This is a genomic window from Streptomyces sp. NPDC001222, assembly GCF_042896945.1.
Taxonomy (GTDB): domain Bacteria; phylum Actinomycetota; class Actinomycetes; order Streptomycetales; family Streptomycetaceae; genus Streptomyces; species Streptomyces gibsoniae.
Map to the genome: position 1 here is coordinate 411,234 of NZ_JBIAXT010000002.1, position 16,565 is coordinate 427,798.

At 70.1% G+C, this 16,565-nt stretch carries 11 protein-coding genes and 1 pseudogene; 5 read left to right on the forward strand and 7 right to left on the reverse strand.

Going from position 1 to position 16,565, the window contains the following annotated elements; genetic code table 11:
• Positions 1 to 15: 15 nt before the first annotated feature.
• From ACFY2Z_RS04915 to ACFY2Z_RS04935, 5 genes and pseudogenes are all read right to left on the reverse strand, one after another.
• Positions 16 to 626, reverse strand: a pseudogene (locus tag ACFY2Z_RS04915) (thymidine kinase); the annotation flags it as partial.
• 21 nt (positions 627 to 647) lie between these two features.
• Positions 648 to 1,877, reverse strand: coding sequence for a hypothetical protein (locus tag ACFY2Z_RS04920; RefSeq protein WP_390742748.1), 1,230 nt, complete (start codon positions 1,875 to 1,877; stop codon positions 648 to 650).
• Between the two features lie 309 nt (positions 1,878 to 2,186).
• Entirely contained in the window at positions 2,187 to 2,372 is a 186-nt protein-coding gene (locus tag ACFY2Z_RS04925) for a hypothetical protein (protein WP_390742749.1), read from the reverse strand.
• Between the two features lie 183 nt (positions 2,373 to 2,555).
• A complete protein-coding gene (locus ACFY2Z_RS04930; RefSeq protein ID WP_390742750.1) occupies positions 2,556 to 3,965 on the reverse strand; it encodes a sensor histidine kinase in 1,410 nt (469 codons plus the stop codon).
• On the reverse strand, positions 3,962 to 4,726 hold the full coding sequence (locus ACFY2Z_RS04935) for a response regulator transcription factor (RefSeq protein ID WP_390742751.1): 765 nt from the start codon (positions 4,724 to 4,726) through the stop codon (positions 3,962 to 3,964). The genes ACFY2Z_RS04930 and ACFY2Z_RS04935 overlap by 4 nt, the downstream gene beginning before the upstream one ends.
• A 410-nt stretch (positions 4,727 to 5,136) precedes the next feature.
• Between ACFY2Z_RS04935 and ACFY2Z_RS04940 the strand changes: the two genes are divergently transcribed.
• The 4 genes from ACFY2Z_RS04940 to ACFY2Z_RS04955 are packed head-to-tail and all read left to right on the forward strand — an operon-like array spanning position 5,137 to position 10,949.
• Complete coding sequence (locus ACFY2Z_RS04940; RefSeq protein WP_390742752.1) at positions 5,137 to 6,711, forward strand: IucA/IucC family protein; 1,575 nt, start codon at positions 5,137 to 5,139, stop codon at positions 6,709 to 6,711.
• 34 nt (positions 6,712 to 6,745) lie between these two features.
• Positions 6,746 to 8,440 (forward strand): IucA/IucC family protein, encoded by a 1,695-nt coding sequence (locus ACFY2Z_RS04945; RefSeq protein WP_390742753.1) that lies wholly within the window; start codon positions 6,746 to 6,748, stop codon positions 8,438 to 8,440.
• Entirely contained in the window at positions 8,437 to 9,648 is a 1,212-nt protein-coding gene (locus tag ACFY2Z_RS04950; RefSeq protein WP_390742754.1) for a type III PLP-dependent enzyme, read from the forward strand. Before ACFY2Z_RS04945 ends, ACFY2Z_RS04950 begins: the two co-directional genes overlap by 4 nt.
• The gene (locus ACFY2Z_RS04955; RefSeq protein WP_390742755.1) at positions 9,645 to 10,949 is read left to right on the forward strand and encodes an MFS transporter; all 1,305 of its coding nucleotides are present in this window, start codon (positions 9,645 to 9,647) and stop codon (positions 10,947 to 10,949) included. Before ACFY2Z_RS04950 ends, ACFY2Z_RS04955 begins: the two co-directional genes overlap by 4 nt.
• Positions 10,950 to 11,578: 629 nt before the next feature.
• Here the strand turns inward: ACFY2Z_RS04955 and ACFY2Z_RS04960 are convergent.
• Positions 11,579 to 12,895 (reverse strand): hypothetical protein, encoded by a 1,317-nt coding sequence (locus ACFY2Z_RS04960; RefSeq protein WP_390742756.1) that lies wholly within the window; start codon positions 12,893 to 12,895, stop codon positions 11,579 to 11,581.
• Between the two features lie 28 nt (positions 12,896 to 12,923).
• Positions 12,924 to 13,277: a BlaI/MecI/CopY family transcriptional regulator gene (locus ACFY2Z_RS04965; RefSeq protein ID WP_390742757.1), complete on the reverse strand. Its 354-nt coding sequence runs from the start codon at positions 13,275 to 13,277 to the stop codon at positions 12,924 to 12,926.
• 593 nt (positions 13,278 to 13,870) lie between these two features.
• Between ACFY2Z_RS04965 and ACFY2Z_RS04970 the strand changes: the two genes are divergently transcribed.
• Complete coding sequence (locus ACFY2Z_RS04970; RefSeq protein ID WP_390742758.1) at positions 13,871 to 16,390, forward strand: transglycosylase domain-containing protein; 2,520 nt, start codon at positions 13,871 to 13,873, stop codon at positions 16,388 to 16,390.
• The last annotated feature ends 175 nt before the right edge of the window (positions 16,391 to 16,565 follow it).

Genomic DNA, 16,565 nt, shown 5'->3' on the forward strand with positions numbered 1-16,565 from the left:
TTCCTCGGGTCGTGAGGTGGACGACACCGGCAGGACGTCCGGGGAGAGGGCCGCGGCGCGGGCCGTGGCCGCCGTCATACGGCGTCGGTGGTGGCGGCGGCACAGCACCTCGTAGCCGACATCGTCCGCGGACTGGTTGACGTCGCCCACGACCACCTGGGCGCCCTCGACCACCATCGTGCCCCCGATCGTGCGGGCATTGTGGGTGGCGCGGGCGCCGCACCGGCACAGGGCCTCCACCTGGAGGACCTCGACCCGGTCGGCCAGCTCCACGAGGCGCTGTGAGCAGGGGAAGAGCTTGGTGCGGAAGTCGGTGGTGATACCGAAGGCGTAGACGTCGAGGCCCAGGTCGTCGACCGCACGGGCCAGCCGGCCTGTCTGTTCCGGGGCCAGGAACTGGGCCCGTCCGCGATCACGTAGTCGGCCCGGCCGCCCTGCGAGAGACGGTCGACCAGATAGGCGTAGAGGTCCTGCCCGTCGGCGACCTCCTCAGCGTCCGTGACCAGGCCGAGCGGTGAGGACAATTTGCCCTCGCCGGCCCGGTCGTTCCGCGTGAAGATCATGCCCTGCAGAGCGCGCGCGGAGCGGTTGTGCTCGATCTGGCGAGCCGGGGTGTCCTTGTTGCAGAGCCTATGCCCGGGCGCGGGTCAGTCACGCTCAGTGATGCACGGACCGCCTGCTCGCCTCCGTGCCGACCGAGTGGGCGCGACCCACGGGTCTTGGGAAGGAGGTCGGGGGCCGCCAGCGGCGACCTTGCTCGGTTTCGGTGCGACACACCAGTCCCGTGGAGCCAGCAGGACGCTAAGGGTCACCGCGAGGATTAGCCAGAGTCGGAGGTCGCCCAGGACCTGCGCGTCGTTGGTGAGCCTCGGGGCGAGATAGAGCGCGCCGAAGGAGACCAGCGACCAGACGGGCACGGGCCGACGCAGCCCCAGGGCCTCCCAGAACAAGGTGCCGAGCAGGAATCCCGCCGAGTAGTAGTCGTAGACGCCGGGATCCAGCAGGAGTCGCGCGCCGATGCCGAGCAGTGGCACCGCTACCCAGCGCCCTCGGAGGATCGCGGCGGCGCCGAGCACGCAGCCGAGCACGAGTTGCGCCGGCCGGTCCCACGACGGCGTCCCCACCGCCGACACCCCGAGTGCGCGGAGCGCCGATGACGGTTCGTTGACGATGTGGTACTGGGTCGCACCCAGCGTCGCGAAGTCGGCGACGACGAAGGGCAGCCAGGCCAGCAGCACGACGGCGACGGCGTAGAACGCGACATGCCGTCGCCGGTCGCGGGCCACGGCGAGAGCCAGCGGCAGGAAGACCAGGGCCCACGGCTTGGCGTCCACGGCCAGGCCCAGGCTCAGTCCCGCCAGTGCCGGGACGTCGGCGAGGACCGCCCGGATCGCCAGTGCCGCGAAGAGCAGCGCCAGCACGTCGTCGAGGTGGCTGTAGTGCACCGCCAGGGATGCCCAGACGATCAGGAACACCGCACCGGCGGCCGCGAGGGTCATCCGCAGAGCCTGCGGGCGCGACCGCAGATCCGGCTGCCGGGCCAGTGCCGCCTGCTCCATCAGCCGCAGCACCAGAAGGCCCACGCTCATCATCGCCAGCTGGGCGGCGACGACCCCGCCGAGGTTCCCCAGAACCCAGGCGCCGAGGAAGGCCAGTGGTCCTATCTGCAGGTTCGGGTAGTTCGCATAGAGGTGCAGGCCCCCCGCCGGCGACGCTCCGGAACCAGAGAAGAGCAGGGTGCTGCCGTTCGCGAAGTAGTGCCACGAGTAGCCGCCGCCGTGCAGGTCCGCCAGGAACCAGATGACAGCCCAGAGCCCGAGGAACCACCAGTGCCAGGCGGCTCCGCCCCGCGCGGGGCGGCTGCTCTGATCAGCCATCCTCATGCCTCTCTGGTGGTCGCCCCCTGACTGGAATGACTCCTCGGACCGCTCCGGGGTTCCTGCACAACCATGAGATTTGGGTATGGAGTGTCTGAAACTCGGCCTGGGGCGGTGGGCCTGTGCGTCAGCGCCGGCTCGTCGAGCCCGGTTAGCCCTTCGGTCCCCGCTGTCGCGCGACGTCCGCGATGGGCATGAAGGCGACGCCGGACACCGGTGATCAGGTCGGGGGCGGATGCCCGATACTCGGGCTGCCCGTCTCCGCCCTGGTGCACAGGACCGTTGCGCCACCGGCTGCCGGCTCCCGCCTCAACTATTCGCCGTTTCTGCGCCATAGCCGCTGTTCATGGCCGCATCCACGAAGCTGCGGCCGTCCCGGTCGGGTATCTGGCTCAGGACGCGGACCAGCGGCAGAAGTGCGCGCTGAACACCGTCGGGCACAGGGGTGCCAAAAGAGGCCACGAACAGGCTGGAGTTCGCCGGTCGGACGGTCACGGAGGCGGTCCACTCGGGCCTGAAGCCGACATCGGGCCCCGCGGCGGAAGTGGTCGGCCCCGCTGGACATCCACGGCAGCGACAGCACCGCGACTTGCCCCCTCAAGGGCAGCGAACAGTGCTGCTGTGGGCGGTGCGGTGACGGGGGCGGCCTGCGTAGTCGGCGTCCGCGGAGGTATCCGGTCACTCCCGGTGAGGCCGGCTCTCGGCGCGCTGAAGGCGGACGACGGCGTCGAGCCCCCCGCCGGGGGCTGCCTCCAGGGCGACCTCGCCACCGCAGGCGTGGGTGAGTTGCCGGACCATCGGCAGGCCGAGGCCCGTGCCGTCGTGGTCGGCATCGGCGCCCCGCCAGAACCGGTCGAAGGCCCTGTGCCGTTCGGCCTCGGACATGCCGGGGCCTTGGTCGATCACATGCAGCTCCGTCATGGGCGGGGTGCGGCTGCCTTCCCTCGGGCGGGTGGCGGTTGCCAGCGTGATGGCGGTTCCCGGCGGGGACACGCGCAGAGCGTTGGAGAGCAGGTTGTCGATGATCTGCTCCGGTGCTCCCGGGACCGCCCACACGCGAACGCCCATGGCCCCGGAGACGACGATGTCGACCTGCTGCTCGTCGGCGAAGGCTGCCCAGATGGCCGCGCGATCGGCGACGACGGTGTTGAGGTCGACCGCCTCCGGCCTGATCGCGGAGTTCTCCAGCCGGGCGAGCGCGAGCAGCCCCTGCACCATACGACTGAGGCGCTCCAGTTCCCCGAGTGCTTTGTCGAGGCTGTCATGGGCACAGGGGGCGAGGTGCGGCTCGAAATTCTCCAGGCGCAGGCGTAGTGAGGTCAGGGGGGTCTTCAGCTGGTGGGACGCCTCGGAGGCGAACGCCTGCTGAGCCTGGAGCAGGTGCTGGAGCCGGGTCGCGGTTCTTGTGAACGACGCGGCGAGCCGGCGTAGTTCCGGCGGCCCGTGATCGGTGGCCGGTGGATCGCTGATTCGTCCTTCGGCGAGTTGTGCGGTGGCGCGTTCCAGGGCCTGGACGGGACGGGTGATCGAGCGGGCGAGAGCGAAGCCGATCAGGGAGACGGCGGCCAGGACCCCGAGCCCGACGGCGGCGAGGGCCAGCCAGGTGGCATGGACCTGCGCCTTGAGCGGATCCAGCGCATACACCGTTCGCACCACGCAGGCGACGGTGGCGTTGGAGCCACCGGGCACGGTGACGAAGAGGACCGCTCCGGTGGTGGACGGGTCGCTGCGGGTGCTGACGGCGGGCTGGTCGCGCAGCGCGGTGGAGATGTCCGGCTCGGCGGACAGGTCCCTGCCGACCGGGACACGGGCACCGGTATCGGTGAGGACGGCGCCCTTGTGGTCGGCGACGAGCACGCGGCTGCCGGTTCGCTGCGCGTACGCGCGGGCCAGTTCGGGCAGGTCGGCCGTCAGTCCGTGCTCCATCTTGTCCTCGCAGACCTCGGCGAGCGTCATCGCCCCCTGCTGCGCCGTATGGGAGAAGCGGGACAGCTCGCTGCGGGCGTAGAAGATGCCGAACGGCACTTCGAGCGCGAGCAGGACGAGCAGTATCAGGCTCAGATAGCTGAGCAGGATGCGACGCGTCACCGCAGCCCTCCGCCGCGCGCCGGCTCTGCGGCGGACGCGGTTGTGACGGGTGCCGGCGGGACCAGGCGAAAGCCGATCCCGCGGATGTTCTCGATCCAGGAGGAGTCACCGAGTTTGCGGCGCAGCGCCGCGATGTGGACGTCCAGGGTCTTGGTGGGGCCGAAGAAGTTCGGTTCCCACGCCGTGTCGAGAATCTGCTGGCGGGAGCACACCGCCCCAGGGTCTTCGGCGAGGCAGACGAGCAGGTCGAACTCCTTGGGCGCGAGAGTGATGGGCGCCTGGTGCAGGTGTACCCGCCGGGTGCGATGGTCGATGGTCAGGGGGCCGATCCGCTGGATGCGGGACCTCCCAGGTCGTTGTGCCAGATCATCCGAGGGCTGCGGCTCCTCACGCGGGGTAGCCGGCGCGGGAGGTCGGGCGCGGCGTGTCACGGCGCGGATTCGGGCGACGAGTTCCCGCACGCCGAACGGCTTGGAGACGTAGTCGTCCGCGCCCAGCTCAAGACCGAGTACCCGGTCCACCTCGTCGTCCCTGGCAGTGATCATGATGATCGGTACGGACGAGCGGGAACGGAGGGCACGGCAGACGTCGATGCCGTCCATGTCGGGCAGCCCCAGGTCCAGCAGCACCATCTCCGCCTCCGGCGCGGCGAGGCCGTCGGCCCCGTTTCTGGCGTGCTCGACGGTGAATCCGAAACGGCGCAGTCCCTCCGCCAGCGGTCCGGCCACCCGGTCGTCGTCTTCGATCAGCAAGACATGCATGCCGGAAGGCTCACAGACCTCGGCCGAAGGGTGTGGCGTAAACGCCGTAGCCTCCCCCGAGCCGGTGATCCTCCACGGTCGGCGTAACCGCTGAAGCACAGCGCGACGACGACATCCAGGACGTGGACAGTGGGGAGTAAGCCGAGAGTTAAGGCCGTGGACGCCGGTATGCACCCTCCCAGGTGAGGGCCGAAGGCTGATCCAAGGTCGGGCCGCATGAAATGAAATGTCTTCTCGGCGGAATCGGGTGCGGGCGAGGGCGGAAGAGTGCTTCATCGGAGGAATCCGGGATCCCCGCTGTATGTGCTCTGGCAATCCGCTTGATCGTCGTCCCGTAGCGTCGGTTGCACGGCCCGTGCCACCGGGGCACCACCCGACAAGCCTCCCACCGCAAGCACCAGGGACACCGTATGCCCATTGATGAACTGCGTCGCACGCGCCCGGACTTGGTGGAGCCCTTCATGACCGCGCTGCCGGGAGCACGTGCCACCGTGCTGGGCCGGCTGTGGGGCGCTTTCGTACGAGAGCCCGTGCCCGGCGTGACCGGGTATCACCGGGAGTCCGACGCCCTCGTGGTCGAGTTGCAGAGGGGCGGTTCCCTCTCGGCGGCCGAGTCCAGTGCGCGGCCGTTCGCCGAGGTGCCCGACGACTTCACCGTATCGGGTCCAAGGGGGCCGATCCGTGGACCGGTGGAGCTGCTGGCGCAACTGGGCCTGCGTACCTCCGCGGCGGAGCGACTGGCGGCCGAGCTGGACAACAGCGTGGTCAATCTGGCCCTGGCCAGGGCCGCGAACGCCGGCGCAAGGGTCTCCCTGAAGGACTCGGCGGATGCTGAGCAGGCGGTGGTCGACGGTCACCCACAGCATCCCTGCTGCAGGACGCGCACCGGTATGTCGATCGACGACGTGCTCGCGTACGCTCCTGAGCACCACCCAGTCGTCCGGCTGGCGCTGCTTCGTGTCCCGGCCGACCGCTGGCAGGGGGGCGGCGACTGGCCCTGGCGATTGCGTGACGGCGACACGATCCTCCTCCCGCTGCACCCCTGGCAGCGGAACCACATGCTCGCGCACCACCTCGACCTGGCCGTCGTGGAGGAGACGATCCCGGCCCGGCCGCTGCTGTCGCTGCGTACCCTCGCCCCGCTGGACGTCCTGCCGGGCTGCCACATCAAGACGGCGCTCGACGTGCAGGTCACCAACTACCGGCGCACCATCACCCCGGCCGAGGTCGCCGACGGGCCCCCGCTGTCCGACCTGGTCGCGGCCGTCATCGACAAGGCCGGGTATCGCGACAGCCTGGGCGTCCTGCGGGAGCTGGGCGGCGGCGCGGTGCGCGTGGACGGACAGCCCTCCGAGAGCCTGGCCGCAATGATCCGGGAGTCGACCGAGTGCCACCTCGACGCCGGAGAGATCGCGGTTCCGCTCACTGCCGTCCATGCGACCGGAGCCGCCGTGGTGTCGGGAGATCCGGTGCGCTGGCTGGCGGATGTCGCCGGGCTCGTCCTGCCGCCCGCTCTGACTCTGCTCTCCATGGGTGTGGCGCTGGAGGCGCACGGCCAGAACACCCTGGTCGTGCTGCGGGACGGGCGGCCGGTGCGGGTGCTGTACCGGGATCTGGACGGCGTGCGGGTCAGCCCACGCCGCCTGGCCCGGTGCGGTTTCACGCTGCCGCCGTTGCTGGGCACGCGAGCAGGCGATGACGTGGCCGCTCTGCACACCAAGCTGTTCGGCGGCCTGATCAGCGGAGTCTTCAGCGAGTTGGTCGACGTCCTCAGCCGGACGCGGGCGGCCGATCCCCGGGCGCTGTGGGGCGCGGTGGCCGAGGTCGGCCGCCGGGTGTACGCCGGCCTGCCGGACCAGGAGGACGCGGCGGCGTTCTTCGGCGACACGATGCCGCTGAAGGCGACTGTCGCCATGCGCCTGGCCGAGAACCCCGGCAAGGCCCGGTGGACGCCCGTCCCCAACCCCCTGGCGCTGTGCCGTTGATGCCCTGCACCGCTGTCCCCCCTGGAGCGACCGTATGAACACCGGCACTGCCACCCACGCCACCACGATCGGCACAAGCACGCCAGTGGCGACAGCCGACACCGTCACCGCCCACACGCTGCTCAACTGCCTGGTCCGCGAGGTGTCAGCCCCCGAACATCAGGCGACGATCGACGACGACCACCTGCTGCTACGACTGCCCCGCCGGGGAATCCTGCTGCGTTCCCCGCTGCGCAGGGTCTCGCTGATCGGAGCCCACCGCTTCCGGGGCGCCGTGCAGCGGCTCGACAACGACGCCTGGGTGACAGTCAGCTGGAAAGAGCTGGCCGGATACATCCAGGACGAACTTCAACTCCGTACGGGTGTCGCCAACGAGGAGTTCCTGAGTCAGGTCGCCGACAGCCGTGAGACCATCCGCTCCGCGCTGGAAGAACGGGCGGGCGCCTCGCCGCACCCGGATCCGTACGTTGCGTCGGAGCAGTCCCTCGTGCTCGGCCATCGTTTCCACCCCACTCCCAAGTCCCGCACCGGCGACCCGGCGGACTGGCTGGCGTACGGCCCGGAGGCCGGCGCGCGCTTCCGTCTGCGCTACCTGGCCGTGCGCCGGCATCTCGTATGCGAGGAGGGGGAGTTGCGGGAGATGGACGCGCTGTGTCCGGCGTCCGATCCGGGATTCGCGATGCTGCCGGTGCATCCCTGGCAGTACCGGCTGCTTCAGGGTCACGACCGGCTACAAGAGGCGGTGGCCGCCGGCGATGTCGTCGACACCGGGGTGAGCGGACCGGAGCTGGTGCCGACGGCTTCGGTGCGCACGCTGTACGACCCTGACAGCGACTCCTTCCTGAAGTTCAGCCTGAACGTCCGCCTCACCAACTGCGTCCGCAAGCACGCCCGTTACGAGTTGTCCGGTGCCGTAGCCCTCAACCGCCTGCTCCAGCCCGTCTTCGCTCAACTCGCCGGCCGCTTCCCGGGGTGTGCGCTCTTGGCCGAGCCCGGCTACCGCACCCTCGACACCGCAGGCGACACCGCCCTCCTGGAGGGCCTCGCTGTCATCGTCCGCTCCGGCCTGCGCCACCATCTGCGTCCCGGGGTGACACCCCTGCTCGCCGCCGCGGTGGCGGACGAGTACCCGACCGGTACAGCCCACGTCTCTCATCTGCTCGCCCGCGGCGACGGGGACGTCCTGGCCTGGTGGGACACGTACCTACGACTGCTGCTGCCACCGGTGCTGGCCGCCTACTTCGAACACGGCGTCGTCCTGGAACCCCACCTGCAGAACGTCGTCGTCGGTGTGAACGCCGACGGTACTCCCGCGCAGATGCTCTTCCGCGACCTGGAGGGCACCAAGCTCCTGCCCGACCACCACCGGAACACCCTCGCCGATCTGCCGGAGGGCGTCCGGAGCCCCCTCACCTACCACCCCGAACGCGGCTGGAACCGGGTCGCGTACTGTCTCCTGGTCAACCACTCCGCCGAAGTCCTGAGCGCCCTGGCCGACCTCGAGCCGCCCCTTGAACCCGCTCTCTGGGGCCTGGTCCGCGACCACCTCGACGCCTACGCCCGCACCGCCGGCGAACCCCCTCGCCTGCGCGCCCTGCTCTCCGGCGTACCACTGCCCGCCAAGGCCAACCTCCTCCTGCGCTGGGCCCGCCAGGCCGACCGGCATGCCACCTATGTGCCCCTACCCAGCCCCCTCGGCGCGGACTTCCCCCGCGAGGTGGTCCGGTGAGGCCCGACGTGCTCGACCTCATCGCCCGACTGACCGACGACGACCTGCCCGCGTACGTCTACGACCTCCCGGCCCTGCGCGAGCACGTACACGCGATCCGGGCCGCACTGCCGGAACGCGTCGAGCTGCTGTACGCGGCCAAGGCCAACTCCGATCCCCGAATCCTGCGAACCCTGGCCGCTCACGTCGAAGGATTCGAGGTGGCCTCCGGCGGGGAACTGAGCCACGTCCGCGGGTTCGTCCCCGATACGCCGCTCGCCTTCGGAGGCCCCGGCAAGACGCAGACTGAGCTGGCCCAGGCGCTGGAAGCCGGAGTGGAGCGCCTGCACATCGAGAGCGAACACGAACTGCGTCTCCTTGCCACCCTGCTGGGCGACCGGAGCGTGGACATCCTCCTACGTGTCAACCTGCCCGTCGACTTGGGCCATGTCGCCCTCGCGATGGGCGGCCACCCGAGGCCCTTCGGCATGGATCCCGCGCAACTGGACGGCTGCCGGGAGCTGATCGCCTCCGATCCGCGCATCCGTCTGCGCGGACTGCACCTTCACCTCGCCAGCGGACTCCGGGCCCAGGCCCAACTGGCCCTGACCGACAAGATCCTGACCTGGGCCGAAGGCTGGGCTCACGAACGCGCAGCAGACCTGGTCGAGGTGAACGTCGGAGGGGGAATGGGCGTCGACTACACCCACCCCCACAAGGTGTTCGACTGGTCCGCTTTCGGCGCGGGACTGGCCCGGATCCTGGCCCGCCACCCTCGCCTCACGCTGCGGATCGAGCCCGGCCGTTCTGTCACGGCGTACTGCGGCTGGTATGTCACCGAGGTCCTGGACGTCAAGTTCAGCCACGGCGAGGCGTTCGCCGTACTGCGCGGGGGCACCCACCATCTGCGCACCCCTGCCGCGAAGCAGCACGACCAGCCCTTCGAGGTGATTCCCGACGACGTCTGGCTGCGGTCCTGGGACCGGCCCGAGGCCCGTGACGAGCCGGTGACGCTGGTCGGACAGCTGTGCACGCCCAAGGACGTCCTGGCCCGCCGCGTCACGGTCGAACGGCTGCGCGTCGGCGACCGTGTCGCCTTCGCCATGGCCGGCGCGTATGCCTGGAACATCTCGCACCACGCGTTCCTCATGCACCCGCACCCGACCTTTCATCACGTCGACGATGTCGATGTGTCCGTCCCGGGCACGAACGCCCATCAGATGTCATGAGCGCGGGTTCCCGCCGGCCGGTGACGGACACACTCGCCGTCCGGAACTTCCGCCGCTACCTACTCGGACAGCTGACCTCCAACATCGGCACATGGATGCAGCGCGCCGCCCAGGACCTGCTCGTCCTCCACATCACCAGCGACAGCGGCAGCGCGGTCGGCATCGTGACCGCACTTCAGTTCCTGCCGCAGACCCTGTTCGGCCTGACCGGAGGCGTCCTCGCCGACCGGTTCCCCAAGCGACGGATCCTGCTTCTGACGCAGACGGCCATGGGAGTGCAGTCACTCCTACTCGGACTGCTGACCGTCACCGGCGCGGTGAACCTGCTGTCCGTCTACGTGCTGGCCTTCGCCCTCGGCACCGCCACCGCCGTGGACAGTCCCGCCCGCAACGCCTACATCTCCGACCTGGTCCATCGGGAGCGCGTGGCCACCGCGGTCAGCCTGAACTCCGCCCAGTTCAACGTGGCCCGCACCGTCGGCCCCGCCCTCGCCGGCCTGACCGTCGCCGCCTTCGGCACGGGCCCGGTGTTCCTCATGAACGCGGCCTCCTACCTGGCCGTCCTCTACGGCCTGGTCACCATCCGTACAGACGACCCAGGCGAGCACGGTCGACCCCGACCCGGCCGTACCCGGCTGCGCGACGCCTTCCGCCACATCGCCTCCACCTCGGAACTGCTCCTGCCGATCAGTCTCATCGCCTTCGTCGGCACCTTCGGCCTCAACTTCCAGGTCACCATCTCCCTTGTCGCCATCACGGACTTCCACACGGGCGCCGCCGCTTTCGGCTACCTCTCTGCCGCATACGCCTTGGGCAGCCTCATCGGCGCGGTCTACGGAGCGAGCTGTGGCAAGCCCCCGACCTTGCGCCGTCTGATCTCCACCGCGATCGTCTTCGGGGCATTGGAAGCCGCGCTGGGCCTGATGCCGGACTGCGGTTCGTTCATGGCTCTGCTGATCCCCACCGGTTTTGCCGCGGTGATCGTGACCGCCACCGCCAACGCGCTGACCCAGCTTCATGCCGACCCACACCTGCGAGGCCGCGTCATGTCCGTCTACTTCCTGGTCCTCCTCGGCGGCACCCCTGTAGGCGCCCCGCTGGTTGGTTCGGTGTCGGACACCCTCGGCGCCCGCTCGACCCTGGTCCTGGGCGGCATCGTCTCGGCGTTCTCCGCACTCGTGCTCTCCGTCTTGATCACAGGCCCGACCCGACGACGCACCCGCGGCACAGGAGCGGCCTCCGTCACCACCTCACCCTTCGCCTCAGCCCAGCCGACGAGGGGCCGGCAGCCCGACCTCTGACGCATCGGCAGGGCCGGGCCTCCGCTGTCTGTCGAGGCCCGGCGCGGCCTCCCCTTCCAGCGCCGCCGACTCGAACGTGGCCGGCGTGGCGGCGGCCCGATCGGGTGCACCGCGCCCGTGCCCGCCCAGCGGGGCACCGAAGGAGTCCCGGGCCTCGATCTTCACCACCCAGGACCGGAAGCGCTCCAGGGTCCGCCTCCGACTCCTCCACGTCCGCGAAGACGGGCCGGCCGCGTCCGTACTCCATCTCCAGCTCTGCGCGGAACGACGGAAGCCGCTCGAGCACCTTTCCTCACTCCTCTGCGGCGGCGGTCGTATCCCGGCGAATTCCCACCCTCGTCCTCGCCACCGACCTCGACGTGCGCGACCATGTCGGCAGCCTGATCGGCCGGCTGCTCGCCGCCGGGCTGGTCACCCGCGAGGTCGCCCCCACCGGCCCCGCGCCGTCGTCGTAACCCTCACCGACACCGGCCGTGCCGGGACGGCCGCCTGGGCCCAGGCTCACGAACCTCGCCCTACCGCCGCGATCGACAGGATCGGCGTGGCAGAACGCGCCACCGTCGGGGCCGCACTGCCCGCTTCCTTCCGTAGGGCCGAACACCTCGGCGACCGGCCTGGCATGGGCTGTCTCACCATGTCCAACCGTGGCCGCCGCTGTTGTGGGACAGGGCCAGGACAGCGGTGGCTACGGTGAGGCACCGGGTCGGGCGGCCCTGGCGGAAAAGGGCCGCAAGGGCCCAGGCCAGAGCCGTGTACCACGGCATCGACCACGGTGCCGCGAGGACCCAGGCGAAGGCCAGCGCGAACGGCAGGGCGCGGACAGCGGGGGCGTCCGGAGCGGCGCGGCGGCGGAGTACCCACGCCAGCGCGAGCATTACCACCGGCCACAGCACGCTGACGATCGTCGCGGTTGTGTGAGGGCCCAGGGCCGCGGAGCCGTACCGGTCGAAGACCGCCCACAAGGAGGGTGTGGAAACCAGTCGGGAGGCGGTGGAGAGCGGGACCAGTGCGTGCACGCCGTAGACTCCGTAGAGCGCGGCCAGGGTCAGCGCGGCCGCGCCTGTCTGCCGGGCGGCCGGTCGCCAGGCGCCTGAACGCAGCAGCGGCCAGGCCAGTCCGACGCCCAGCAGGCCGGCGCTGACCTTCACGCCGCAGGCGAGGCCGACCAGTCCTCCCACCATCAGGTCGTGGTGCCATCGGGTAGACCTGCGGGCGAGGTGGATCGCGCAGAGGGCCAAGCCCGCGACGAGGGTGTCCAGATGCCCGCCCGCGACCAGCACGCCGATCAGCAGCGGGTTGACGGTCCACAGCAGGCCCGCGCGGACCGGATCGTCGGCGGTACGCAGCAGCAGGTACCCGGTGCCGACGAAGACGGCGGCGTTCGCGAGCATCAGCGCCCATATGGTCAGCCACAGCCGCTCCTGGCCGACGAACGCCGCCGCGCCCTGCCACCACGTCGCCACCGGCCCGTACACGGAAGGTGTGTTCCGCCACGCCTCGCTCACCAGGTGTGCGTACGCGCCGCCCAACCGGGCGGGAGTCGTCACGTACGGGTCGCCGCCGAGCGCGGCGATACGGCCGTACGCGGCGTAGCTGGCCATGTCGGAAGAGCCGACCGGGGTGAGGTTGGCAACGGCCAGCGCGGTCAGCGCGCCGAGCCGGAACAGGAGCCGGGCATCGGGTCTCCAGCCCCGCTCATGGGCCCTGAGCATGCCCAGCACGCCCCAGCACGACAGCACGATCGCCACGATCGTGACCGTCTGGGAGACGGTGTCGGACATGGCAGGCAGCCGAAGCCAGGTGATCGGTACCCTGAGCGTGTTGTGGTTGGGCGCGCTCGCGCCGACCGAAGCGAACAGCGCGACACCGGCCCCGGCCGTCCACACCGCTGGGCGCGGTGCCGGCCGGTCGACGACCATCAGCTTCCGCGAGGAAATTCCCCGCATCGAGCCCATGAGACGCAAAGCCCACTCATTATGGTTGGTCGTCAAGGTCACTCTCCGGGTGTTGCTTCAACTCGCGGTGTGGACTTCCGTGACGAGCTTGTCCACGAACTTGTAGCCCTTGCTGCTGACGGGCATCTCCGTCGCCGCCATACCGCCGCTCCTCCGGCAGAATGCCCAGCAGCCGCCGCAACAGTTCCTCGTCCGTGGCGGGCAGCTTGGCGACGAACCGGGCGAGCACGGCTTCGCGGTCCGGGTCGGACTCCGGCGCTTGGTGCACCCGGCGAGCGGTCATGGCCGGGGAGTCCGTCAGCGGCGCGTACGCATACGAGCGGCCCTGCTTGGTCCGGATCAGTACTCCCTTGTCGTGCATCCGGGACAGCACGGTCGCCACCGTGCTGTACGCGAGGTCGTCGCCCGAGGCTGCACAGCAGCTCACCAGCGGTCGACGCCCGGCAGGCGGACCGCAGCAGGGCAAGCACCTCGGCCCCCAGAGAGCCCGGCCGCCGCCTGCGGGTGGCGGGCCCGGAGGTCACGAGTTGGCTTCCTTCCCTCATTGTCTACAGATCGTGTAGACGCCGGCGTGCCGCCGAGTGTGCCACGCCCTCCCGTGCACCACGCAACCCGGTACGCGGCTCTCCGTTAGTACCGCCACGGGCTCGGCGCGGTCACCACCGTCACAGGCGGTGCATTCCGAGAGCCCGAAGGCGAGCACTTTGACCAGATCGACAGCATCGGGCTCAGGTGTGGTGTGGTCAGCGTCCGGCGGGCCCCCGCTCTCGCGTCCCGCGCTATCCTCCGCGGCGAGATTTTGGGCTGGGGCGGTTGCCGGCGTGTTGCGAGCCCGGCTTACTCTTACAACTTGTAGGAGTTGCCGGGGAGCGTCAGTCCGCCCCGGGCCAGGCCCCCGTGGGGTGTCACGGCGGGGTGGCTTCGCAACGATGGCGCTGGCGTGTGCCTGGCCGAGGAGTGGCGAGTATGAGTGAACACCGGCGCCGATCGTCGGGGAGGAGCGGACCGTCCGGCTCGGGCGACGTGCCGCACGGCGGCCGGGCAGCGGCGCGCAGGGCTGCCCGGGCCGGGGGCGGGCGGGGCCGCCGCGCGGCGGATGCGCGACGTGCGGACGCCGGACGCTCCGGCCCGGCGGACACGCGCCGTGCGCAGGCCGGGCCCTCCGGCCGGCGCCGTCTCATCGACTATCCGCGGGCGGGCAAGCACGGCTTCCGGCGGTGGCTGCCCTCGTGGAAGCTGGTGACCGGCACGTTCCTGTTGTTCCTGGGCTGTGTGGTGGGCCTGTTCGGGTACGCCTACGCCACGACGACGATCCCCAGTGCGAACCCCAGCACGCAGCAGCAGAGCAACACGTACTACTGGTCGGACGGCTCGGTGATGACCACGCAGGGGTCGACCAACCGGCAGAACGTCGACCTCGCGCAGGTCCCGAAGTTGGTGCAGTGGGACTTCCTCGCGGCGGAGAACGCCACCTTCTACACCGACCCTGGTATCGACACGCAGGGCATGCTGCGCGCCGTCTACCACATGGCGACGGGCGGTGAGGTGCAGTCCGGGTCCACCATCACCCAGCAGTTCGTGAAGAACACCTACCTGACCCAGGACCAGTCGGTCACCCGCAAGCTCAGGGAGATCATGATCTCCCTGAAGATCGGCGGCCAGCTGTCCAAGCAGCAGATCCTCCAGGGCTATCTCAACAGCTGCTACTACGGCCGCGACGCGTACGGCATCGAGGCCGCGGCGCGCACCTACTACCACGAGCACGCCTTCCAGCTGAGCGTCAGTCAGGGCGCCTTCATCGCTGCCACGGTCAACGAGCCGAGCCTGCTGATGCACGCCGACACCGACCCGCAGGCCAGGGCCCAGGCCGCGGCGCGCTGGAAGTACGTGCTGGACCGCATGGCCAAGATCAACAAGATCACCGCCGCGCAGGAACAGCAGTATCTGGCCGCCGGGTTCCCGACGCCCAAGCCGTACTCTCCGTCGGCGGGGATGTCCGGGCAGACCGGCTATCTGGTGCAGACCGCCGAGAAATATGTCGAAGCCCACACGTCCCTCACGGACCAGCAGTTGGGCCACGGCGGCTACCAGATCTACACCACCTTCGACAAGAAGAAGGTGACCGCGCTGTCGGCGTCCGTCGCGGCGATGGAGAACAAGCACCTCGACCCGAAACACCGCTCGGCCGACAAGGACGTCCAGGTCGGCGCGGCGTCCCTTGATCCGTCCACCGGCGCCGTCGTGGCGCTGTACGGAGGGGCGGGCTGGGACAAGGGCCACTGGACGGACAACGCCGACGCCACCGGTGTGCCGGTCGGGTCCACCTTCAAGCCCGTCGACCTGGCCGCCGCCCTCGACAACGGTGCGGTCCTCTCTCCCGGGCAGCCGGCCTCGCCGATCACCCCGGACTCCAAGTTCAACGGCGACGACGGCATCACCATCAAGAACCGGCAGGGCCAGCAGCTGCCGGACCCGAGTGATCCCACGGGGCTCCTCCACCAGCGCAACGACGTGCCCACGAAGTGGGGTTACATCACCTTGCGCAAGGCGATGGAGCAGTCGGTGAACACCCCGTACGTCCAGCTGGGCGAGTACGTCGGCTACGACAACGTGGAGAGTGAGGCCCTCAAGGCGGGTCTGCTGCGCAAGAGCCTTCAGTACGACACCCCCGGCTTCTACATCGGCACCTCCACCCCCTCAGCGATCCGCATGGCTGACACGTACGCCACCTTCGACGACGAGGGCGTCCAGCACGAGCCGTACTCGGTGACCAAGGTCGTCGCGGACGGCCACCAGCTGCCGGGCTTCGAGGCGCCCAAGGGCACCGCCGCCATGCCCTCCTCGACCGCCGACACCGTCACGGACGTCCTGCAAGGAGTCGTGAAGAGCGGAACCGGCACCCACGCCCAGGCGCTGGGCCGCCCGGTGGCGGGCAAGACCGGTACGACCGACGACTACAAGTCCGCCTGGTTCATCGGCTACACCCCGCAAATGGTCACGGCTGTCAGCATGTTCAAGGAGGACCCGAAGAACTCCGGCCTGCAGTCGATGAAGGGCGTCGGCGGCTTCTCCAAGGTCTTCGGCGCCGACATGCCCACCGAGGTGTGGACGGGCTACATGACCGCCGCCCTCCAGGGACAACCCGTACGGCAGTTCCCGCCCGCACCCACACTGGGCCAGAGCACCGACGAATACGGCGCACCCTCACCCACCCCTTCCGCCACCGCGACCCAGAGCACCCCCACGGCCACCCCGACCGCGCCGGGCACACCGAGCCCCACCACCGGACCGTGTCACGGGCGGAAGAAGCACTGCGTCAGCCCGAGCCCGACCGACACCGTCAGCACCACGACCGGCGGCACGAACGGCGGTGCGGGCGACGGCGGACTGCTCGGCGGAACCACCGGCGGTGGCACCTCACCCACACCCGCACCCTCGACCAGCCCACCGGCCCCGGCCGGCATCCGTCGAGGGGCGACGCACTGATCCACGACGGTCTCGGCACTCAAGCTGGTGACTGCCATCGGCGCGACGCTCGTCGGCGTTGCCCGGTTGTCGCGGGCTGGTTCCATCTCGATCCGCACCCGTACGAGAACCGGGCCCGGGAGATTCTCCTCGGCGGTTTCCGGGCCGCCCTCCGGCTCGCCCTCGTATCACCTGG